Raw genomic sequence first — 20,766 nt, forward strand, 5'->3', positions numbered from 1 at the left:
GACGCCATGTTCTGGAAGACCTGGAAAGCGCTTAGTGACTTTGGAGTCATGGGCATCAATCGGCGTAACGCCGACTACGTGCTCAAGTACAACAAACGGCATCTGTACCCCGTGGTAGATGACAAGATCCTGACCAAGGAGCGCGCCATCGCCGCCAAGATCAACGTGCCCGAGATGTACGGCGTCATTGATACCGAGAAGGACATCGGCAAGTTCAGCAAGCTGGTCGAGAACCACAAGGACTTCGTCATCAAGCCGGCTCAGGGTGCCGGCGGTGACGGCATCATGGTGATCGGCGACCGTTACGAAGGTCGTTACCGGACTGTATCCGGCAAGATCGTCAGCCACGATGAGATCGAACACCACCTTTCCAATATCATCTCCGGGTTGTATTCGCTGGGTGGCCACCGCGACCGGGCACTGATCGAATACCGGGTCAAGCCCGACCCGATCTTCAAAAGCATCAGTTACGAAGGCGTACCGGACATCCGCATCATCGTGCTGATGGGCTACCCGGTCATGGGCATGCTGCGCCTGCCTACCCGCCAGTCCGGCGGCAAGGCCAACCTGCACCAGGGCGCCATCGGCGTCGGTGTCGATCTCACCACCGGCATCACGCTCAAGGGCACCTGGCTGAACAACAAGATCAGCAAGCACCCGGATACCGCCAACCCGGTGGATGGCGTGCAACTGCCCGACTGGGATGGTTTCATGCGCCTGGCCACGTCCTGTTACGAGCTGTCCGGGCTGGGTTATATCGGCGTGGACCTGGTGCTGGACGAGAAGCAGGGCCCGCTGATTCTCGAGCTCAACGCCCGGCCCGGCCTGAATATCCAGATCGCCAACGATGCCGGCCTGACCCATCGCTGCCACAAGGTGGAAAGACACATCGCCGAACTGGCCAAGGACGGCATCATCGAGACCCCGGAAGAGCGCATGGCGTTCTCCCAGAAGCATTTCGGCAAACCAGTCTTTCTCAGCGCAGACGAGGCGCCGGTCGAGCCCGAACTCAACGCATGACCCCCTACCACATCACCGAATTGCCCTGGCACGCCGATCCGCTGCCGGGGCTGCTTGCCATCCGCGGCATGGGCCAGCCCGTACTGCTGGATTCGGCGGCCAGCGGTGACCCATTGGGCCGCTATAGCATCCTCGCCGCAGACCCGCTGACGACGATCACCCCGCACGCCAATGAACCAGGCGAACACACCATCGCCCGTCTGCGCCAGGCACTGCAAGAGCTGGGGCCAGCCCGCTGGCCAGAGTCGCTGCAACTGCCCTTTGGCGCCGGTGCGTTGGGTTATGTCAGTTATGACTTTGGCCGCGCATTGGAACAGCTGCCGGTGCAGGCCCGGGCCGATATCAAACTGCCCGACCTGCAACTGGGCCTCTATCGCTGGAGCCTGATCAGCGACAACCAACTGCGCCAGCGCTGGCTGGTATGTCACCCCTCGGTCGCAGCAGACTACCGAAACGCCCTGCTTGAGCGACTGGCAGGCCCGATCAGCGAACCCGGCGCCTTTGCCTTGCAACACAGCTTCGCCGCCGAACAGTCAGCGCCGCAATACCAGCAGGCCTTCGAGCGCATCCAGCGTTACATACACGCCGGCGACTGCTACCAGGTCAATCTGGCCCAGCGTTTTTCCGCGCCCTGCCACGGTGATCCGCTGAGCGGCTACCGGCAACTGCGCCAGGCCTGCCCTACTCCCTTTGCCGCTTACCTGGAGTCACCTGACCACAGCCTGTTGTGCCTGTCGCCGGAGCGCTTTCTCAAGGTCGAAAACGGACAAGTGGAAACCCGCCCGATCAAGGGCACGCGGCCGCGCGGCAATACGCCTACAGAGGATCAGGCGCTGGCCGATGAGCTGCGCAGCAGCCCCAAGGATCGGGCCGAGAACCTGATGATCGTCGATCTGCTGCGCAACGATCTGGGCCGCGTCTGCGCCTATGGCAGCGTCCGGGTGCCAGAACTATTCAGCATCGAAAGCTACCCCAACGTCCACCACCTGGTCAGCAGCATCACCGGCCAGCTTGCGCCAGGCCACGACGCCCTGAGCCTGTTGACCAATGCATTTCCCGGCGGCTCGATCACCGGCGCACCGAAAATCCGCGCCATGCAGATCATCGAGGAGTTGGAGCCAGTCCGCCGCAGCCTGTATTGCGGCAGCATCGGCTATATCGGCTGCGAGGGGCAAATGGACCTGAATATCGCCATCCGCAGCCTGGTGCACCAGGATGATCATCTTTACTGCTGGGGCGGCGGCGGCATAGTCGCCGACTCGGACGGCGAAGCCGAATACCAGGAAAGCCTGACCAAGGTGCGGGTTCTGCTCGAGACTTTGACCACCGGGGTGTAGCGCACCCGCACTGCACCTATGGCCTTTCAGCCATCCTTGCGCCGAGCCCGATCATAGCCGAAACGCTCGATACACCCAGGGCTACATCGAGTTGATCCGCCTCCGGCAATCTGACTTCTGGAACCAACCTGACTTCTGGAACGCCGCAGGCCGGGACTGAACCCGGCCTGTCGGGAAGACGCTGTTACAAACTCAGCGGACGGTTCGAAGCCTTGAGGAACTCCTGTTTCAGGTCCTCGAAAGTCTGCACCGCCGGGAACTGCGAGAATTCGGCGATGACGTTGTCCGGTGCATGGAACAGGATGCCGGCATGGGCTTCGGCCAGCATGGTGGTGTCGTTGTAGGAGTCGCCAGCGGCGATCACGCGATAGTACAGGCTCTTCAACGCGATGACCGACTGACGCTTCGGGTCCCTTTGGCGCAATTGATAGTCCACTACCCGGCCGCTGTCATCGGTTACCAGCTTGTGGCACAGCAACGTCGGGAAGCCCAGTTGGCGCATCAGTGGCTGGGAGAACTCATAGAAGGTATCGGACAGGATGACTACCTGGAAACGCTCGCGCAGCCAGTTGACAAACTCCACTGCGCCTTCCAGCGGCGCCAATGTGCCGATCACTTCCTGAATGTCCGACAGCTTCAGACCATGCTCATCGAGAATGCGCAGGCGCTGCTTCATCAACACGTCATAGTCCGGGATATCCCTGGTGGTCGCGCGCAGTTCGGCGATACCGGTTTTCTCGGCAAAGGCAATCCAGATTTCGGGGACCAGAACACCTTCGAGGTCAAGGCAGGCGATTTCCACAGAGTACTCCTGAAGCAGTGATTGAACTGGCGCAACAATCTACCGGCTCCGCTTGCGGGGCGCAACGGCGAGCCGACCGAACACCGGAGATTGATAGCCAAAGGGCATAAAACTATAACTAAATAAAAGCAGAAGTGCTAAGCAGTGCTTGTTAAAATGCCGCGATTAAAGATGGCCCGCATGCAGGGCCGCATCGCGGGAGAGCCTGATGTCCACCAATCTGTTCGATGTTGAAACCCTGGCTGCGGAATATGCGAGCAAGTCGCCGCAGGATATTCTGAAACTGGCCTTTGAGCATTTCGATGATCTCTGGCTGTCCTTCAGCGGCGCGGATGATATCGTCGTGCTGGATATGGCCTGGAAGATCAACCCGAACCTCAAGGTCTTTACCCTGGACACCGGCCGCCTGCATCCGGAAACCTATCGTTTTCTGGAAGAGGTGCGCAAACACTACGGCATCCAACTGGAAGTGCTGTCCCCGGACCAGCAGGCGCTGGAAGCCTATGTAAAGGAAAAGGGCCTGTTCGATTTCTACGAAAGCGGCCATGGCGAGTGCTGCGGCATCCGCAAGATTGCCCCGCTACGCCGCAAGCTGGCGACGGTGGACGCCTGGATTACCGGCCAGCGCCGTGACCAGAGCCCTGGCACCCGCAGCAATGTGCCCGTGGTGGAAATCGACGGCGCCTTCTCCAGCGTCGACAAACAGCTGATCAAGTTCAACCCGCTGGCCAACTACAGCAGCGAGGATGTATGGAACTACATCCGCATGCTGGAAATCCCCTATAACAGCCTGCACGAGCGCGGCTTCGTCAGTATCGGCTGCGAACCCTGTACCCGTCCGGTGCTGCCGAACCAGCATGAGCGTGAGGGCCGCTGGTGGTGGGAAGAAGCAACGCAGAAGGAGTGCGGGCTGCATGCGGGCAATCTGATCGTCAAGAGCTGATGAGCGGTAGCTAACGGCCGATGGCGTGCAGCGCACGCCTCGGCTCCTGATTTAACTCAATAAACCGGCAATTCCACCGCCGCAAACAAAGCTTCGATTTCCTGCCTGCTCTGGCACTGCAGCACCTCTTCTATCCGTTCCCGGGTCAGATGCGGAGCAAACTCTTCGATGAAGTCATACATGAACCCGCGCAGAAAGGTGCCGCGGCGAAAGCCCAGGTGAGTCACGCTGGACTCGAACAGGTGGCTTGCATCCAGTACCACCAGGTCATCATCGATCTTCGGGTCAACTGCCATCTTCGCCACGATCCCTACGCCCAACCCCAACCGCACATAGGTCTTGATCACGTCGGCGTCGGCGGCGGTGAAAACCACCTTGGGCGCCAGCCCCTGATGGTTGAAGGCATCATCCAGCTTGGAGCGGCCGGTGAAACCGAACACATAGGTCACCAGCGGCTGCTCGCTGAGGACTTCCAGGGTCAGTTTGCCGACCTCGGTCAGCGGGTGGCCCTTGGGTACGATCACGCAGCGGTTCCAGCGGTAACACGGCATCATCACCAGCTCGTTGAACAGCTCCATGCCCTCGGTGGCGATGGCGAAGTCAGCAGTGCCATTGACCGCCATTTCGCTGATCTGGGTGGGCGTGCCCTGATGCATGTTCAGCGCCACATCGGGATAACGTTGCATGAAACGACTGATCACTGGTGGCAGGGCATAACGCGCCTGGGTATGGGTGGTGGAGAGCGTCAGCACGCCCTTGCGCTCATGACTGAATTCCTGGGCGATCTGCTTGATGCTTTCGCACTTGCGCAGAATTTCCCCCGCTGTCTCGATGATCTTCTCACCAGCCGGGGTGACCCGTGTCAGATGTTTTCCGCTGCGGGAAAACACTTCTACGCCCAGCTCATCTTCGAGCAGACGGATCTGTTTGCTGATCCCAGGTTGAGAGGTATACAGGCTCTGCGCCGTCGCGGACACGTTGAGGTCGTGGTGCGCCACTTCCCAGATGTAGCGAAGCTGCTGCAATTTCATCGAGATACCCCTCCTGTTGGATCAAGCTGAATATCATGAACCGTTTATAACCAGATTCATAGATACACGCCTGATGTTAGACCAAAAAGCCCAACAAGAAAGGTCATGCACGAGATTGACGTTACCGCCGGTCCAGCGGGTTCGCCCCAGAGCCGAGGCGAACCCGTCAGGTGGCTCGGTTACTCAGCCAGATAGCCCGCCTCGACAAACCGCAGCATCTGCAACAGCGCCTCGGTCCGCGGCATGCTGCAACCGGCTTCGGCGCCCAGCTTCAATGCCTCGCCATAGAGCGCATCCAGTTCCATGGGCCGTTTGTGCAGCCAGTCGTGATACATGCTGGGCAGATAGTCGGGAATGCGCTGCGTGCCGATCAGCAGCTTGTCCGCCAGCGCTTCAGGCATGCTGTGGCCACAGGCTTCAGCTGCATTAACCACTTCCTGCATCAGCTCCCTGATCAACTGGCGGCTGGATTCGTTGGCCAGCAACGCCTGCGTCCCCGCATTGAGAATGACCGACACACCGTTGAAGGGTGCGTTCCAGATCAGTTTCTGCCAGCGGGCGCTGTCCAGACCACCCATTTCCCGCGCCTTGAGCCCCGTCTCACGGAACATGGCCGCGCCGGCGCTGATGATTTCCTGGCGCTCCGCTTCGGCGGCTGGCCCTGAATGGTAGGCCAGATCGATCATGCCGTTGTCCTGATGCACCACCACGCCCGGAGCCTTGCGGTACAGACACACATAGCACAGCCCACCGATCAGATGCAGATCAGCCGGCAGCAGCTCACGCAGTTGCTGCTCATTGTTCAAACCATTCTGCAATAGCACCACCCGCGCACCCGGTGCCGCGGCGCGGGCGATGAGCGGAGCCAGGGATTCATTGGATGTGGACTTGGCGCCGACCAACAGCCAATCACAGGGCGGCATCTCGGCCACATCGGCGTATGCCTGGACCGGATGCAGATTCAGTTCACCATGGACACGGCTTTCCACGGTAATGCCGTGCTCCCGGACCGCCGGATATTCACTGCGCAGCAAAAAATGCACGTCATGGCCCGCCCGGGCTAGCATCAAGCCATAGAAGCCACCGATGGCGCCGGTGCCAATGATGCCGATACGCGGTTTTACCTGTTGCATGCTTACCTCTTGTTTTAACGATGCGCGAAATAGTCAGATATGCTGGCCATGGTAAACGCTGGGTGCAACCGACAACAGTCGGCAAGGCGACAAAGCTAGCCGTCACCCTGTCCAGAGCACCTGGTTTGCGTTCAATCGCACCAATCGCCTGCCGACAGGGTAGCCGCAGCCGCCATCCATGCTTTAAGCTGTCGGCCACTATTAAGAAGGCCGACCGGTTGGTGGCCGAAAGACACGCTGGGAAGAAAGATGGCCGATTTACCTATTAATGATCTGAACGTTGCTTCCAACGAAGTGATGATTACCCCTGCCCAACTCAAGGCCAGGATCCCCATGAGTGATGCCGCACAAGCCACCATCGTGGAAAGCCGGCAGGTCATTCGTGACATTCTGGATGGCAAGGATCACCGCATCTTCATCGTCATCGGGCCCTGCTCCATCCACGACGTGGAAGCCGCCAAGGATTATGCCCGGCGCCTGAAGGCCCTTGCTGAAGAAGTCAGCGACAGCCTGTATCTGGTCATGCGGGTGTACTTCGAGAAGCCGCGCACCACCGTCGGCTGGAAGGGTTTGATCAACGATCCCTACCTGGATGACTCGTTCAAGATTGAGGATGGCCTGCATATCGGCCGTCGGCTGCTGTGCGATCTGACCGACATGGGCCTGCCCACCGCCACCGAGGCGCTGGACCCGATCTCCCCGCAGTATCTGCAGGACCTGATCTCCTGGTCGGCCATCGGCGCGCGCACCACCGAATCCCAAACCCATCGCGAACTGGCCTCCGGCCTGTCCTCGGCGGTCGGTTTCAAGAACGGTACAGATGGCAATCTGGGCGTGGCGATCAACGCTCTGCAGTCCACCGCCAGCCCGCACCGCTTCATGGGCATCAACCATGAAGGCCAGGTGTCCATCGTTACCACTCGCGGCAACCGCTACGGCCACGTGGTATTGCGCGGCGGCAACGGCAAGCCCAATTACGACTCGGTCAGCGTCGCGCTCTGCGAGAAGGAACTGGAAAAGGCCGGCATCCAGCCAAACATCATGATCGACTGCAGCCATGCCAACTCCAACAAGGATCCGGCCCTGCAGCCGCTGGTCATGGATAACGTCGCCAACCAGATCGTCGAGGGCAACCAGTCAATCGTCGGCCTGATGGTCGAAAGCCACATCGGCTGGGGCAGTCAGTCGATCAACAAGGATCTGTCGCAACTGGAATATGGTGTTTCCATCACCGACGCCTGCATCGACTGGGATACCACGGTCCAGGCGGTGCGCAGCATGCACACGAAGATTGGCGATGCCCTGCGGACCCGCAAGCGCGGCCACTGATACTGCAGACATGCATGAAAAACCCCGCCGCGGCGGGGTTTTTCATGTCAGCTGGGATGTTCTTGCATGTAGCGCTCGACATAGGAACAGGACGGGATCACCGTGTAGCCCTGCTCTCCGGCATACTTCAGCGCCTCGGCAGCGAGCCTGGCGGCCAGCCCCTGACCGCGCAGCGCATCTGGCACAAAGGTTCGATAGATATCCATGGTCTGCTTGCCCAGGTCCATATAGGCAAGATAGGCTCGTCCACCCTCGGCGTCGATATAGAACTGCTTGCCTTCGGCGTCATGCTGGACCGGAGCAGCGGAGGTCATGGCAGTCTCCCTGATAATGCAACGTGAATGCTGAACACAGTTGACCTGCGGCAGCAGCAAAAGATTCCGCCGCTGCCGCACGCCTCAGGCTGGCGGCGTAACGCCAACCCCCAAGGCCATCAACAGTGCAATGGACAGCAGACAGGCTATCACCGGCACCGCCACGGTAACAACGAACATGTCCTTGTAGGCTTCCCGGTGCGACAACCCCATGATCATGAAGGTGGCAATGACCGCACCACAATGGGGGAGCGAATCCAGACCGCCTGCGGCAATCGCCGCGATACGATGAAGAATCTCCGGCTGGATACCCATTTCCAGATAGCTAGGCGCCAGTGTCTGCATGAAGATCTGCAGGCCGCCGGAAGAGGAGCCGACAATCGCCGACAACGTACTGACCGAGGTGAATACCGATAACAGCGGCGGCATGTCGACACCCAGAATCCACTGGGCGAACTCACCAAAGCCGGCCGTCTGGGTCACTACGCCACCGAAGCCGATCACTGCGGCGGTGTTGAGCAGCGGCATGATCGAGTCTTCCGCACCCTGGCCGAATACCTGACCAAGCTTGCGCCGGGCACTGACAAACAGGACCCCGCAGGACAGCGCGCCGATCACCAGTGCAATACTCGGCCAGATGATCGGCTGCGCCGCGCTGAAGCGCAGAATGCTCGCGAACATGCCTTCGGTCTGCGACCAGTCCGCCATGCCCAGGATCAGTCGCGGCAGCATGATCACACCCAGCACCAGTACCAGCGGAACCAGTGCCAGCCCCCATGGCGGCGCATCATTCGGATCACCGATCAGCTGCTCCATCCGTACATCCTGGGCGTTCTCGACGAAGCCTTCACCCTTGGCACGAGCCAGACGCCATTCCCGCTCGACATACCACATACCCAGACCGCCCATCACCACTGCAGCGAATATACCGATCCAGCCACCGGCGAACAGATCCGTACCCAGCGCGCTGGCGGATATCACGTTGTGAATCGAGGGCGTACCGGGCAGCGCGGTCATGGTGAAGGTGCCAGCACCGACGGAGGTGGCCGCACACCAGATCCGCTTCGGCAGGTTGGCCTCGCGCATCAGGGTAATACCCAGCGGGTACATGGTGAACACCACCACGAAGACCACCACCCCGCCATAGGTCAGCAAAGCGCAGACGACCATCCCCACCAGCAACGTGTGCTTGACGCCCAAGCCGCGGGTAATGGCAACGGCGATACTCTTGGCCGCCTGGCTGGTGGCCATGGCCTTGCCGAAAATTGCACCACAGAGAAACAGCAGAAAGAACTTGCCGGCGAAAGTAAAAGCGCCCAGTGCACCGAAGGGATAGTGCTCCAGCAGCGCCGCGGGCACCAGGATGCCATTGGGGATGGCCACCACCAGGGCGCAGATCACCGACGCCAGAAAAATATTCACACCCCTGAGCGCGAACCCGATAAGCAGTGCGAGCCCGGCAAACAACCCCAGATAACCCAGCATGAAGCGCATCCTTGTTTGTATTTTTTTTGCGTGGAATCACCTTAACCCAGACGGCCTTGGGAACAAACTGCGCGGCCACTCAGTCAATGAGCTGAATATCATCAAACCGCCACCGTTTATGACGCTCGTCAATCTCCACTCGTCGGGATAACTGCTAATATGAATCGGTCGGCAAAACGACACTATTGTCAACCAAAGGGGTATTACGATGAACATCGCATTGAAACTTTCGGCTTTGTCGCTGGCTGGCCTGCTTGCTGTCGGTTGCAGCAGTAACCAATATCAGGAAGAGACCGGCACTCGCCTGTCCGCCAATGAAAATGCCGCCGCCCGTGCACAATCCACCGCAGATGAAGCCAACCGCAAGGCGGATGAGGCGCTGGCTGCGGCCCAACGCGCCCAGCAAACCGCTGATGAAGCCAACGAGCGCGCCCTGCGCATGCTCGAGCGAGCGAGCCGCAAGTAAGCTTGTCAGGCGTCCAGCGCAAGCTGGGCGCCTTTGCTGCCCCGCCCCGCCTCAGATCGACCGGTAGGGTTCGCCGATCACCGCCGGCACTCCCTCTTCGGCAAAGACCATATCGCGGATCTTCTGCCAATCCAGCCGGTAGCCGCTGATCAGTTCACCCTGTGCCTGCAACAGCTCCTGGATCGCCGCCTGCTTGTCCAGCGCTGACGGAAGGCCTTGTTCATCCAGCGGCGTATGCACCTCCAGATACAACCTGCCATCCTGCACTCCCAGCTTGTATGGCTGGTTGACGATGGTCACCTCGGTACCGATGGGCACTTGCGGAAACAGCTCCGTCACATCCGCATTGTTCATCCGAAAGCAGCCATGGCTGACGCGCATACCGATGCCGAACGACTTGTTGGTGCCATGAATGACGTAGCCGCTCATGGCCAGGTTCATCTTGAACGGTCCCATGGGATTGTCCGGTCCCGGCGGCACCACTGCGGGCAGCGGGTCGCCAGCGGCGGCATGTTCCGCGCGGATTGATTGCGGCGGGTACCAGGATGGATTGGCCTCCTTGCGCGCAACACGCGTCTGCCCTATGGGCGAGGACCAGCCTTCCCGGCCGATACCTACCGGCCAAGTACTGACCCTGCCGCCATCAGCCGGGTAATGGTAGAGACGGTATTCCGGCAGATTGATTACGATGCCGCTGCGCGGTGCATCCGGCAGGATGAACTGGCCAGGTAGCCGTATCGTCGTACCTTCGCCCGGCAACCAGGCATCGACACCCGGGTTGGCTGCCTGCATTTCGAGAAAGCCGAAGCCGTAGGTCTCGCCCAGATCAGCGAAGGTGTCCTCGTACACCGCCTCCACTGTCTGAACCGAGCCCACCAACTGCTGCCCAGGCGCCAGAGGGAAGTCGGCGGCATACGCGGCGCAGCCCAGACAGGCTGAGAGCAAACCGACACCAAACCATCTCTTGCCAGGCAGGTATTTCATTCGTTCAACTCCCCACGGGTGCATACAGATCAAATTGCTGACCAATGGACGGCAACCCCGAGGCCCGGCGGGCCGCTGCCGGCCGTCGCCCGGTATCCCGCAGGGTCTGCGCTGTATCTCGACAATGCGGGCACAGATTCTTCACCAACTGGCGGGTCAACTCCCGATAGACCGGCCGGGAAGGCAGCAGATCACCGCACAGCGATCGCTCCAGCGGCGCGTCCAGCCGCAGATTGATATCGACCAGATGGAAATGCCAGGGATCTCCCACGAACAGGTCCTGTTGCTCATCCTGCTCCACCACACACCACCGTCTGGAAATCCAGGACATCGTCACGCAACCTGCTCCTCATACCGATTAATTGCCATCAAGCCACTGCTTGATGGCCGGCCAGGCATTATCCAGCAAAATCGGCTGGGCTGCAGCGGTTGGATGCACGCCGTCGCTCTGCATCATGCCTTCCACACCGCCCGCGCCTTCCAGTAGAAAGGGCACCAGAGGCACGTCATGTTCATCTGCCACCTCGACAAAAGCGTTTTCGAAGGCCTCGGAGTAACGGGGACCGTAGTTTGGCGGGATGCGCATACCCAGCAGAATGACATCCGCACCGGCTTCCCGGGCCAGGGAAACCATGGCCGAAAGATTCTGTTGCATATTGGCCACCGGCAGCGCCCGCAGCCCATCATTGCCGCCCAGCTCAATCACCACCAGTTCCGGTGAAGCCTGCTCCAACAGCGCCGGGAGCCGGGCCAGACCGCCTGCAGTGGTGTCGCCGCTGACCGAGGCATTAACCACCTCATAAGGTTCATTCTGCTCTGCCAGACGCTGTTCCAGCAGCCGGACCCAGCCCTGCTCGATTTCCAGACCGAAAGCGGCACTGATACTATCGCCGACCAGCAGAACGTTCTGCGCCGACACGGGCATCGCCAGCAGGCAGAACAGGACCGCAGCAGCGCATTTCTTCCAGACATTCATCAAGGCCGATCCCCATGTCAGACAGCGTCATCATTGCCCGCCACCTTAGCAAAGTCGTCGATGCCCCGGAAGCGAAGCTGACCATCCTCGACAACGTCAGCCTGGAGATCCAGCGCGGCGCCAGTGTGGCCATCGTTGGCGCTTCCGGCTCGGGCAAGTCCACCCTGCTGAGCCTGCTGGCCGGACTGGACCTGCCCAGTCACGGTGAGGTGATACTGGCCGGCGAATCCCTCGGCATGCTGGATGAGGACCAACGCGCCGCCCTGCGCGCCGAGCAGGTGGGCTTCGTATTCCAGTCCTTTCAATTGCTCGACAGTCTCAATGCCCTGGAAAACGTCATGCTGCCGCTGGAGCTGGAAGGCCGGCGGGACGCCGCTGCCCGCGCCCGGCAGCTGCTGGAGCGGGTGGGCCTGGAGCATCGCACCAGCCACTATCCCCGCCAGCTGTCCGGCGGCGAGCAACAGCGCGTCGCCATTGCCCGCGCCTTCGCCTGCGAACCCGCCATCCTGTTTGCCGATGAGCCCACCGGCAACCTGGATGCTGTCACCGGCGCCCATATCACCGACCTGCTGTTCGAGCTCAACCGCGAACAGGGCACCACTCTGGTGATGGTTACCCACGATGAGCGCCTGGCCCAGCGCTGTGAACATGCGTTGCACCTGGAAGCCGGGCGCCTCAAGGAAGAGCAGGTATGATGAATCGCGACCTGCCACTGGCCTCGCGCCTGCTGCTGCGCGAATGGCGCGCCGGAGAATTGCGCATCATGCTGCTGGCATTGGTGATCGCCGTGCTCGTCAGCACCGCCATCAGTTTCTTTACCGATCGCCTGCAACGCGGCATGGCGACGCGTGCCGCGGAGTTTCTGGGCGCGGACATGCGCATCTCATCACGCGAGCCGCTGCCCGAGGAATATCTTCAGGAAGCGATTAACAATAATCTGCAACATACTGATATTGTTGATTTTTCAAGCGTAACTTCAAGTGCTTCCGAGATGCAGCTCAGCAGCATCAAGGCCGTCGGCCCCGGCTATCCGTTGCGCGGCGAGGTGCGTACCAGCCAACAGCAGTTCGGCGGCGAACAGGTCGCTGCCGGCATCCCCGAGGGCGGCACCTTGTGGATTGAACCGCGCCTGCTGAATGTGCTCGGACTGGCGATCGGCGACCAATTGGAGATCGGCTATGCCCAATTGCGGATCGCCGCCCTGCTGACTCATGAGCCGGATCGTGCCGGTGACTTCTACAGCCTCACGCCACGGGTGCTGATGAACCTCGACGACCTGCAAGCAACCCGGGTCGTACAGCCCGGCAGCCGGGTGCGCTATCGCCTGCTGCTCAGCGGTAACGAAGCCGACCTGCAAGCCTATCGCCAATGGCTGGAACCGCGTCTGGAAGACCATCAGCGGCTGACCTCGGTCGCCGACGACAATCGTCAGATTGGCAGCGCACTGGAGCGTTCCAACCAGTTTCTCGGGCTGGCCAGCATCGCGGCAGTGGTGCTGGCGGGAGTCGCCGTCGCACTGTCCGCCAGCCGCTTTGCCAGCCGACATTACGACACCAGCGCGCTGCTGCGTTGCCTGGGTGCCAGCCGCCGCCGGGCGCTGAGGCTGTTCCTGATCCAGCTGCTCGGACTGGGTATCGTCGCCACGCTGATCGGGCTGCTGCTGGGCTGGCTCATGCAGTGGGGGCTGGTGCATCTGCTCCGTGAGCTGCTTCCGCCGGACCTGCCCCAGGCCGGGATCAAGCCGCTGCTGGTCGGCACCGCCACCGGCCTGGTCGGCCTGCTCGGCTTTGCCCTGCCGCCGCTGTTGCGGTTGGGCCGGGTATCCCCGCTGCGGGTATTGCGCCGCGAGCTGACACCGTTGCCCGGCAGTGCCTGGCTGATCTACGGACTGGCATTGGGCGGGCTCAGCCTGCTGATGTGGCAGTTCACCGGCAACCTGCCGATGACGCTGGCCGTGATCTTCGGCGGTGCGCTGGCCGCCCTGCTGCTTGGCAGCCTCGCCTGGGCGCTGTTACAGGCCAGCGGCAAGCGCCTGCGCAACGCCAGTCTGGCCTGGCGCCTGGGCAGCGGACAACTGCTGAAACAACCGAGCGCCGCCGCGGGCCAGATTCTTGCCTTCGGCCTGATCCTGATGTCCATGGTGGTGATCTTCATCCTGCGCACCGAGTTGCTGGACAGCTGGCAAGCCCAGCTGCCGGAGGACGCACCCAATCATTTCGCGCTGAATATCCTGCCCGCCGAAGAACCGGCATTCCGTCAGACGCTGGCCGATATCGGGGCGCGCAGCGCGCCGCTGTATCCGGTTGCGCCAGGGCGGTTGACCGCCATCAATGGCGAAGCTGTACGCGAGCATGTCACCAAGGACAGCCCCGGTGAACGCGCCATCAACCGCGACCTGAGCCTGACCTGGGCCGCCGATCTGGCGCCGGACAATGTGTTGCGTGACGGCCAGTGGTGGGATCAGTTGCCAGCCAGCGATGGCCATCGCGTTTCCATCGAAGCGGAACTGGCGGACAGTCTTGGTGTGAGCCTGGGGGATCAACTGAGCTTCCTCATCAGCGGGGCCACAGTGGAAGCCGAGGTCAGCAGTGTGCGCGAGGTCAATTGGGACAACTTCACTCCCAACTTCTACATGGTGTTCTCACCCGGTGCGCTGGACGGCCTGCCCAGCACCCTGCTGACCAGCTTCCACCTGCCACCGGAGCAGCGCGAGGGATTGCGCGAACTGACCCGCACCTTCCCGGCGATGACGCTGCTGGAAGTCGAAGCCATCCTGCAGCAACTGCGCGAAATTCTCGATCAGGTCACCCTGGCGGTGGAATATGTGCTGGTGTTCGTACTGCTGGCCGGCTTCACCGTACTGTTTGCTTCGCTGCAATCGACGCTGGATACCCGGCTATATGAAGGCGCCCTGCTGCGTACCCTGGGCGCCCGCCGGCAACTGCTGCGCCAGGCCAACCGGCTTGAATTTGCCCTGCTCGGTGCCCTTGCCGGCCTGCTGGCCATTGTCGCCGCCGAGCTCATCACCTGGCTGCTGTACCGCTACGCCCTGGATCTGCAATGGCAGCCGCATTACCTGCTCTGGCTACTGGTCCCCCTCGGTGGCGCCTTGCTGATCGGCCTCGCTGGCGCCCTCGGCACTCGCGCCGTGGTCAACCAGAGCCCAATGAAACTGATCAACCGGGGAGCCTGAACATGAGCCGCTATCGCCCGCCGCGCTCTGCTGGCACGCCATTGATCACCGCCGACGGCGCACAATGCCTGCGCGCTGAGCTGCACCAGCTGTGGAATGTGCAACGCCCGGAAGTCACCCGCGCGGTCAGCGAAGCTGCCGCCCAGGGCGACCGCTCGGAGAACGCCGAGTACACCTATGGCAAGAAGATGCTGCGCCAGATCGACAGTCGCGTGCGCTTTCTGCGCAAGCGGCTGGAAAACCTGAAAATCATCGACCAGCCGCCCAGCGACCCCGACAAGATCTTCTTCAGCGCCCGGGTCGAACTGGAGGACGAGGATGGCCAGCCACTGACAGTCCGCATCGTCGGCCCCGACGAGATCGATCCCAAGCAGCAGCACATCAGCATCGACAGCCCTCTGGCCCGCGCACTGCTGGGCAAGCGGGTGGATGACGAGGTGGTGGTACAGGCGCCGGCGGGTGAGCGGCTGTATTGGGTGATAGCTATCCAGTACTGAGCCAGCCTCCTCGCTTACAGCCCGAGCCACTCCGCCGGCCGCACCCCGCGCCCGTGGGGCAACGTCAGATCCTGCCCCTCGCCCAGCGGCACGATACGTGTCGGGTTGATGGTGGCATGGCTGTAGTAGTAATGCTGCTTGATATGCTCGAAGCTGACCGTCTCGGCAACGCCCGGCCATTGATAGAGTTCGCGCAGATAACCGGGGAGGTGGGAATAATCCTCGATACGCCGGATATTGCACTTGAAGTGACCGTGGTAGACCGGATCAAACCGCACCAGCGTGGTGAACAATCGCCAATCCGCCTCGGTAATGCGCTCCCCAGTCAGGTAGCGCCGCTCCGCGAGCAGGCCGTCGAGCCAGTCCAGGGCGGCGAACAACGTCCGGCACTCCTTCTCGTAGACGTCCTGAGCAGTGGCAAACCCGGTTTTGTAGACGCCATTGTTCACTTCGTTGTAGATACGCTCGTTCAACCGGTCGATTTCTTCGCGCAACGACTCGGGATAGTAATCCTCGGTGTTGCCGGTCAGGGTATCGAAGGCGCTGCTGAAGATGCGCACGATCTCCGCCGACTCGTTATTGACGATGGTCTGTTCCTGCTTGTCCCACAATACCGGCACCGTCACCCGTCCGCTGTAGTCCGGCTTGGCCAGGGTGTATAGCTGATGATGGCAGGCGAAACCGTAGAGCGGCTCGACCGGATCATAGACCCAGCCCTGATCGAGCATGTGCGGATGCACCACGGTCACATCGATGTGCGGCTCCAGCCCCTTGAGCCTGCGCAATATCAGGGTGCGGTGTGCCCAGGGGCAGGCCAGAGAGACATACAGGTGATACCGCCCGCTCTGCGGAGCGAAGCGACCGCCCTCCTCGATCCGGTGACGATACCCAGCGTCTTCACGCACGAAAGCGCCCCCGGTGGCGCTGGTGTCATACCATTGTTCATGCCATACACCCTTGATCAGGCGTCCCATTCTGCACCTCCGGCTTGTCTGTTCGACGTGTGACACTGCGCACTGCGAAATGTCTGCAGCAATTTATATTGGATAAGCGTATACTACGCGATCTTCAATCCCCCAAGGTTTACTTCCCGTATGTCCGATACCGCTCCGGCGGCACCGCAGTTTGCCGATCTCGGCTTGCCTGCACCGCTTCTTGAGGCTCTGAACAGCCTCGGCTATGAAACACCCTCTCCTATCCAGGCCGAGGCTATCCCGACTCTGTTGGCCGGCGAAGACCTGCTGGGCCTGGCACAGACCGGCACCGGCAAGACCGCGGCCTTTTCCCTGCCGGTACTGGCAGGTATCGACGTCAGCATCCGCGCCACCCAGGCGCTGGTTCTCACTCCGACCCGCGAACTGGCTCTGCAGGTCGCTGAAGCGCTGCAGCGCTACGCGCAGAACATGCGTGGCTTTTCCGTGCTGGCCCTCTACGGCGGCTCCCCCTTCGCTCCGCAGTTCAAGGCTCTGGAGCGAGGCGCCCATGTCGTCGTGGCCACCCCGGGTCGCCTTACCGACCACATGCGTCGCGGCAGCATCAAGTTCGACAACATGCGCTTCCTGGTGCTGGACGAAGCCGACGAGATGCTCAAGATGGGCTTCGCCGACGACCTCGAAGCCGTATTCGAGAAAGTGCCGGAGCAGACCCAGAAGGCGCTGTTCTCCGCCACCATGCCTGCCGGCGTGCGCACCGTGGCTCGCAAGCACATGCGCGAGCCGAAGGAAATCCGCCTGCACAGCGGCAAGAGCAGCAGCCTGGACACCATTACCCAGAAGGTCTGGGAAGTGGCCAACCACCACAAGCTGGACGCCATGACCCGCCTGCTCGAAGTCGAGCCGGTCGAAGCCATGATTGTCTTCGTGCGTACCAAGACTGCCAGCCTGGAACTGTCCGAGCGCCTGGAAGCCCGTGGCTTTGCCGCTGCGGCGCTGAACGGCGACCTGAGCCAGCAACTGCGTGAGCAGGTGGTTGACCGCCTCAAGCGCGGCCTGCTGGATATCGTGGTCGCTACCGACGTGGCTGCCCGTGGTCTGGACGTGGAGCGCATTTCCCACGTACTCAACTACGATCTGCCCCACGACAGCGAATCCTATGTGCACCGGATTGGCCGTACCGGCCGCGCCGGTCGCTCCGGCACCGCCATCCTGTTCGCCACCCCGCGTGAGCGTCGCCTGCTGCATGTACTGGAGAAGGCCACCGGACAGAAGATCGAGCCCCAGGCACTGCCGAGCGCCGATGCGGTGCGCAGCGGTCGCCTGACCAAGCTCGCCACTCGCCTGCAGAACGCTGCGGAAAATACCGGTGCGCTGCATCAGCAACTGGTGGAAGAGTTGCTGCAGCTGACCAATATGGAGCCGCTGGAACTGGCCGCCAGTCTGCTGGCAACCCTGCCCAGCGCCAAGACGCTGGTCGAGCCGGTAGCCGATCTGCCAGCCGCGCCGCCGCGTCGGGAAATGTCCGATGACCGCGACAGTGGTCTGGTGCGTTATAAAGTCCAGGGTGGTCGCTCCAACGGCCTGATGCCCAAGCCGTTGGTCGACGCACTGGTCAAACATGGCGGCCTGCGCCGTCAGCAGATCGGTCACATCAAGATGTTCACCGAGCACACTGGCGTTTTCCTGCCACAGCTGGATCAGTCCGTACTGGGCAAGCTGGCCGGCGTCGAAGTCAATGGTGTGGCTCTGCAGATCCGCGAATGGCCGCTGCCGCCGGGTGAAACCGAGCGTCCACGCAGCCCGCGTCCGCCGCGCAAGGACTTTGCCAGCAAACCCCGCGCAGCCAAGCCGCCTCGGCGCAGCTGAGCGGGTCCGCTTTCATGGAATGGGTCGATATCGGCGTCAACCTGCTTGACGCCGCCTTTGACAAGGACCGTGAAGCGGTACTCGAACGGGCCTGGGCGGCCGGTATCAGCCAGATGATACTGACCGCCACCTCGGTAGCAGATTGCGCTGCAATACAGGCGCAATGCGCCGAGGACCCGCTCCGGCTGTTCTGCACTGCCGGCGTTCATCCCCACGAAGCCCGTCACTGGAATACCACCCAGGCAGCTGACCTGCGTCTGCTGGCTGCGGCCGACTGCGTTCGCGCCATCGGTGAATGCGGATTGGACTTCAACCGCGATTTCTCGCCCCGCCCGCAACAGATCAAGGCTCTCGAAGAGCAGCTTGAGCTGGCCGTGGAGTTGGGTTATCCCGTCTTCCTGCATGAGCGCGACGCCAGCGACACGCTGGTGAGCATCCTGCGCGACTTCCGTGATCGACTGCCGGCGGCGGTGGTACATTGCTTTACCGCCGACAAGGCAGCGCTGTACGGCTATCTCGACCTGGACCTGCATATCGGTATTACCGGCTGGATCTGCGACGAACGGCGCGGCACCCATTTGCAGCCGCTGGTCAGCGAGATACCCACCGGCCGGCTAATGCTGGAAACCGATGCTCCCTGGCTGTTGCCAAGAACGCTTTCACCCAAACCGAAGAACCGGCGCAACGAGCCGGCATGGCTGCCCGAGGTAGCGACAATGGTGGCGCAGTGTCGTGAAGAAAGCCTGGAACAGCTGGCGGAACATACCACGGCGACGGCCCGGGCTTTTTTCCGGTTACCGTAATCCACGCGCCCTCAAAAAACACCCCAGCCGCTCACCCCACCGGTAGTTTTCCGACTCGCTCATACGCTATCCTGTCTGACAACCGGCTGTACTCCGGGAAAGGACACTCCGCACAGCCTCACCACCCGTTTTCCCTGGGAGTCGCGCTCAATGCTGCGCCTGAAAAAACTGTCCCTGTGCTGCCTCCTGCCCCTCGCCGGCCTACTCGTCAGCGGCGTCACTGTCGCTCAAAGTGATCGCGGCATCCTGCCCGCCAAGGTCAGCTCAGCCCTGGCTGCTGCCAAGATCCCAGGCGATGCCATGGCGCTGGCGGTCATTCCACTGGAAGGCCAGGGCTTGGCGCAATATGTGAATGCCGATCAGCCGGTCAACCCGGCCTCAACCATGAAATTGGTAACCACCTATGCGGCGCTGGAACTGCTCGGCCCGAATTACCAATGGCAGACCGATCTCTACGGCACGGGCGCAATCAGCGGCGGCGAGTTGCAGGGCGATCTGATATTTCGCAGCAGCGGCGATCCCAAGCTGACCATGGAGCGTCTGTGGTTGATGTTGCGGGATTTGCGCGCCGCAGGAGTGCGCGAGGTGCGCGGCGACCTGGTGCTGCAACCGGCAGACATTCGCCTGCCGCTGGATGCCGGCCAGTTCCGTGATGACGGCAATGATCCGAGCAGACCCTTTCTGGTCGAACCCGATCCGCTGCTGACCAATCTCAAGCTGCTGTCACTGAAGAGCTTTGCCAGTGCTGACGGTGTTCGCACCCATCTGGAACCGGCCCTGCCGGAAGTCACCATCGATAATCAACTGACCACCCTGCCGGCAGTCAAGAGCTGCCCGTGGCCGAACGTGGCGTACGCCATCCGCGATGACGGCAAGCGCGCCACCGTTACCCTGACCGGCTCCCTGCATGAGGGTTGTGACGCCGAGCGCTATCTGTCGGTGCTGGACGCCCCCGTCTATACCGCCAGCCTGATCCGCATCCTGTGGCACGAGATGGGCGGACGCATCCATGGCGGCAACCGCATCGGGCCCTCGCCCGCCGATGCACGCCTGCTGGCCCGCAGCACCTCGCCGGACCTGGTCAGTGTGGTGCGTGACATCAACAAGTACAGCAACAACACCATGGCGCGGCAGCTGTTCCTGACCATTGGCCGTGAACAGCGCAGCGCGGCGGATACGGATGATCATAAAGCGGCCAACCGCATTATCAACCAATGGCTGGCGGACAAGGATATCCAGCCCTACGGGTTGGTATTGGAAAATGGCTCGGGATTGTCACGCCTGGAGCGCATGACCGCGCGGGACATGGCGCAGTTGCTGGCGCAGGCCTGGGAGAGCCCCTACGCGGCGGAGTTCGTCGCGTCCCTGCCACTGGCAGCTATGGATGGCACCATGCGCCGCCGCATGCGCAACACGCCGGTAGCCGGCCAGGCTCATATCAAGACCGGCTCACTGCGTAACGTGCGGGCCATCGCCGGTATTACCCGGGATAACAACGGCCAGAGCTGGGCTGTCGCCGCCATCGTCAATCACCCCGCCGCCGGGGCCAGTCGGCAGGCGCTGGATAACCTGTTGAGTGATGTCCATCGCCGCGGGCCGACGGATGTGGCGGATAGCCGGTAAGAATCCCGGCTCTGCAGCCAACGCCCGCT

Annotated in this window: 20 protein-coding genes; 11 read left to right on the forward strand and 9 right to left on the reverse strand. The window is 61.6% G+C overall.

Annotation, left to right across the window (positions count from 1 at the left end; translation table 11 throughout):
• The first annotated feature begins 6 nt into the window (after positions 1–6).
• Both BM267_RS10545 and pabB read left to right on the forward strand, forming a co-directional pair.
• Positions 7–1,020 carry an alpha-L-glutamate ligase-like protein gene (locus BM267_RS10545; RefSeq protein WP_051611293.1) on the forward strand — a complete coding sequence of 338 codons (1,014 nt, stop codon included), beginning with the start codon at positions 7–9 and terminating at the stop codon, positions 1,018–1,020.
• Entirely contained in the window at positions 1,017–2,357 is a 1,341-nt protein-coding gene (pabB, locus tag BM267_RS10550; protein ID WP_074779888.1) for an aminodeoxychorismate synthase component I, read from the forward strand. Before BM267_RS10545 ends, pabB begins: the two co-directional genes overlap by 4 nt.
• A 184-nt stretch (positions 2,358–2,541) precedes the next feature.
• Here the strand turns inward: pabB and thrH are convergent, their stop codons facing one another.
• A complete protein-coding gene (thrH, locus tag BM267_RS10555; protein ID WP_074779891.1) occupies positions 2,542–3,159 on the reverse strand; it encodes a bifunctional phosphoserine phosphatase/homoserine phosphotransferase ThrH in 618 nt (205 codons plus the stop codon).
• 208 nt (positions 3,160–3,367) lie between these two features.
• On the opposite strand from thrH, the gene BM267_RS10560 reads away from it, so the two are divergent.
• Positions 3,368–4,102, forward strand: coding sequence for a phosphoadenylyl-sulfate reductase (locus tag BM267_RS10560; protein WP_074779893.1), 735 nt, complete (start codon positions 3,368–3,370; stop codon positions 4,100–4,102).
• 56 nt (positions 4,103–4,158) lie between these two features.
• On the opposite strand, the gene cysB is transcribed toward BM267_RS10560, so the two are convergent.
• A complete protein-coding gene (gene cysB / locus BM267_RS10565; protein WP_036992366.1) occupies positions 4,159–5,133 on the reverse strand; it encodes an HTH-type transcriptional regulator CysB in 975 nt (324 codons plus the stop codon).
• 179 nt (positions 5,134–5,312) lie between these two features.
• The gene (locus BM267_RS10570) at positions 5,313–6,266 is read right to left on the reverse strand and encodes a putative 2-dehydropantoate 2-reductase (protein ID WP_074779895.1); all 954 of its coding nucleotides are present in this window, start codon (positions 6,264–6,266) and stop codon (positions 5,313–5,315) included.
• Between the two features lie 249 nt (positions 6,267–6,515).
• Here BM267_RS10570 and BM267_RS10575 point away from each other — a divergent pair, with 249 nt between their 5' ends.
• Entirely contained in the window at positions 6,516–7,595 is a 1,080-nt protein-coding gene (locus BM267_RS10575) for a 3-deoxy-7-phosphoheptulonate synthase (RefSeq protein ID WP_074779897.1), read from the forward strand.
• A 47-nt stretch (positions 7,596–7,642) separates the two neighbouring features.
• Here the strand turns inward: BM267_RS10575 and BM267_RS10580 are convergent, their stop codons facing one another.
• Both BM267_RS10580 and BM267_RS10585 read right to left on the reverse strand, forming a co-directional pair.
• Entirely contained in the window at positions 7,643–7,909 is a 267-nt protein-coding gene (locus BM267_RS10580) for a GNAT family N-acetyltransferase (protein WP_036992372.1), read from the reverse strand.
• 84 nt (positions 7,910–7,993) lie between these two features.
• On the reverse strand, positions 7,994–9,394 hold the full coding sequence (locus BM267_RS10585; RefSeq protein WP_074779899.1) for a GntP family permease: 1,401 nt from the start codon (positions 9,392–9,394) through the stop codon (positions 7,994–7,996).
• 208 nt (positions 9,395–9,602) lie between these two features.
• Here BM267_RS10585 and BM267_RS10590 point away from each other — a divergent pair, with 208 nt between their 5' ends.
• The gene (locus BM267_RS10590) at positions 9,603–9,860 is read left to right on the forward strand and encodes an Lpp/OprI family alanine-zipper lipoprotein (RefSeq protein ID WP_036992373.1); all 258 of its coding nucleotides are present in this window, start codon (positions 9,603–9,605) and stop codon (positions 9,858–9,860) included.
• Between the two features lie 51 nt (positions 9,861–9,911).
• Here the strand turns inward: BM267_RS10590 and BM267_RS10595 are convergent, their stop codons facing one another.
• From BM267_RS10595 to BM267_RS10605, 3 genes are read right to left on the reverse strand one after another with little or no spacing between them, the layout of a single operon-like run.
• On the reverse strand, positions 9,912–10,844 hold the full coding sequence (locus tag BM267_RS10595) for a L,D-transpeptidase family protein (RefSeq protein ID WP_074779901.1): 933 nt from the start codon (positions 10,842–10,844) through the stop codon (positions 9,912–9,914).
• A gap of 4 nt (positions 10,845–10,848) precedes the next feature.
• Positions 10,849–11,181: a hypothetical protein gene (locus tag BM267_RS10600; protein ID WP_136869855.1), complete on the reverse strand. Its 333-nt coding sequence runs from the start codon at positions 11,179–11,181 to the stop codon at positions 10,849–10,851.
• A gap of 21 nt (positions 11,182–11,202) precedes the next feature.
• Positions 11,203–11,820, reverse strand: coding sequence for an arylesterase (locus BM267_RS10605; RefSeq protein ID WP_036992376.1), 618 nt, complete (start codon positions 11,818–11,820; stop codon positions 11,203–11,205).
• Between the two features lie 14 nt (positions 11,821–11,834).
• Here BM267_RS10605 and BM267_RS10610 point away from each other — a divergent pair, with 14 nt between their 5' ends.
• From BM267_RS10610 to greB, 3 genes are read left to right on the forward strand one after another with little or no spacing between them, the layout of a single operon-like run.
• Positions 11,835–12,515 (forward strand): ABC transporter ATP-binding protein, encoded by a 681-nt coding sequence (locus tag BM267_RS10610; protein WP_074779906.1) that lies wholly within the window; start codon positions 11,835–11,837, stop codon positions 12,513–12,515.
• Positions 12,512–15,013, forward strand: a complete 2,502-nt coding sequence (locus tag BM267_RS10615) for an ABC transporter permease (protein ID WP_074779909.1) — start codon at positions 12,512–12,514, stop codon at positions 15,011–15,013. The genes BM267_RS10610 and BM267_RS10615 overlap by 4 nt, the downstream gene beginning before the upstream one ends.
• 2 nt (positions 15,014–15,015) lie before the next feature.
• Positions 15,016–15,510 (forward strand): transcription elongation factor GreB, encoded by a 495-nt coding sequence (gene greB / locus BM267_RS10620; RefSeq protein ID WP_074779912.1) that lies wholly within the window; start codon positions 15,016–15,018, stop codon positions 15,508–15,510.
• A 14-nt stretch (positions 15,511–15,524) separates the two neighbouring features.
• On the opposite strand, the gene BM267_RS10625 is transcribed toward greB, so the two are convergent.
• Positions 15,525–16,484 (reverse strand): glutathione S-transferase family protein, encoded by a 960-nt coding sequence (locus BM267_RS10625; RefSeq protein ID WP_074779914.1) that lies wholly within the window; start codon positions 16,482–16,484, stop codon positions 15,525–15,527.
• Between the two features lie 120 nt (positions 16,485–16,604).
• Between BM267_RS10625 and BM267_RS10630 the strand changes: the two genes are divergently transcribed.
• The 3 genes from BM267_RS10630 to dacB all read left to right on the forward strand — a co-directional run bounded on the left by BM267_RS10630 (position 16,605) and on the right by dacB (position 20,737).
• Positions 16,605–18,311, forward strand: a complete 1,707-nt coding sequence (locus tag BM267_RS10630; protein WP_074779917.1) for a DEAD/DEAH box helicase — start codon at positions 16,605–16,607, stop codon at positions 18,309–18,311.
• Positions 18,312–18,325: 14 nt separating this feature from the next.
• Complete coding sequence (locus BM267_RS10635) at positions 18,326–19,114, forward strand: TatD family hydrolase (protein WP_074779919.1); 789 nt, start codon at positions 18,326–18,328, stop codon at positions 19,112–19,114.
• Positions 19,115–19,264: 150 nt separating this feature from the next.
• Positions 19,265–20,737 carry a D-alanyl-D-alanine carboxypeptidase/D-alanyl-D-alanine endopeptidase gene (gene dacB / locus BM267_RS10640; RefSeq protein WP_074779921.1) on the forward strand — a complete coding sequence of 491 codons (1,473 nt, stop codon included), beginning with the start codon at positions 19,265–19,267 and terminating at the stop codon, positions 20,735–20,737.
• The last annotated feature ends 29 nt before the right edge of the window (positions 20,738–20,766 follow it).

Source organism: Halopseudomonas bauzanensis, from assembly GCF_900114735.1.
GTDB classification, from domain to species: Bacteria; Pseudomonadota; Gammaproteobacteria; order Pseudomonadales; family Pseudomonadaceae; genus Halopseudomonas; species Halopseudomonas bauzanensis.

Excerpts from the sequence above, each read along its gene's own strand:
- BM267_RS10625 (WP_074779914.1), bottom strand. The coding sequence starts at position 16,484 with ATGGGACGCCTGATCAAGGGTGTATGGCATGAACAATGGTATGACACC.
- BM267_RS10610 (WP_074779906.1), top strand. The coding sequence starts at position 11,835 with ATGTCAGACAGCGTCATCATTGCCCGCCACCTTAGCAAAGTCGTCGAT.
- BM267_RS10590 (WP_036992373.1), top strand. The coding sequence starts at position 9,603 with ATGAACATCGCATTGAAACTTTCGGCTTTGTCGCTGGCTGGCCTGCTT.
- cysB (WP_036992366.1), bottom strand. The coding sequence starts at position 5,133 with ATGAAATTGCAGCAGCTTCGCTACATCTGGGAAGTGGCGCACCACGAC.
- BM267_RS10595 (WP_074779901.1), bottom strand. The coding sequence starts at position 10,844 with ATGAAATACCTGCCTGGCAAGAGATGGTTTGGTGTCGGTTTGCTCTCA.
- BM267_RS10545 (WP_051611293.1), top strand. The coding sequence starts at position 7 with ATGTTCTGGAAGACCTGGAAAGCGCTTAGTGACTTTGGAGTCATGGGC.
- BM267_RS10635 (WP_074779919.1), top strand. The coding sequence starts at position 18,326 with ATGGAATGGGTCGATATCGGCGTCAACCTGCTTGACGCCGCCTTTGAC.
- BM267_RS10585 (WP_074779899.1), bottom strand. The coding sequence starts at position 9,394 with ATGCTGGGTTATCTGGGGTTGTTTGCCGGGCTCGCACTGCTTATCGGG.
- BM267_RS10575 (WP_074779897.1), top strand. The coding sequence starts at position 6,516 with ATGGCCGATTTACCTATTAATGATCTGAACGTTGCTTCCAACGAAGTG.
- greB (WP_074779912.1), top strand. The coding sequence starts at position 15,016 with ATGAGCCGCTATCGCCCGCCGCGCTCTGCTGGCACGCCATTGATCACC.
- BM267_RS10615 (WP_074779909.1), top strand. The coding sequence starts at position 12,512 with ATGATGAATCGCGACCTGCCACTGGCCTCGCGCCTGCTGCTGCGCGAA.
- BM267_RS10605 (WP_036992376.1), bottom strand. The coding sequence starts at position 11,820 with ATGAATGTCTGGAAGAAATGCGCTGCTGCGGTCCTGTTCTGCCTGCTG.
- dacB (WP_074779921.1), top strand. The coding sequence starts at position 19,265 with ATGCTGCGCCTGAAAAAACTGTCCCTGTGCTGCCTCCTGCCCCTCGCC.
- pabB (WP_074779888.1), top strand. The coding sequence starts at position 1,017 with ATGACCCCCTACCACATCACCGAATTGCCCTGGCACGCCGATCCGCTG.
- BM267_RS10560 (WP_074779893.1), top strand. The coding sequence starts at position 3,368 with ATGTCCACCAATCTGTTCGATGTTGAAACCCTGGCTGCGGAATATGCG.
- BM267_RS10580 (WP_036992372.1), bottom strand. The coding sequence starts at position 7,909 with ATGACCTCCGCTGCTCCGGTCCAGCATGACGCCGAAGGCAAGCAGTTC.
- BM267_RS10630 (WP_074779917.1), top strand. The coding sequence starts at position 16,605 with ATGTCCGATACCGCTCCGGCGGCACCGCAGTTTGCCGATCTCGGCTTG.
- BM267_RS10570 (WP_074779895.1), bottom strand. The coding sequence starts at position 6,266 with ATGCAACAGGTAAAACCGCGTATCGGCATCATTGGCACCGGCGCCATC.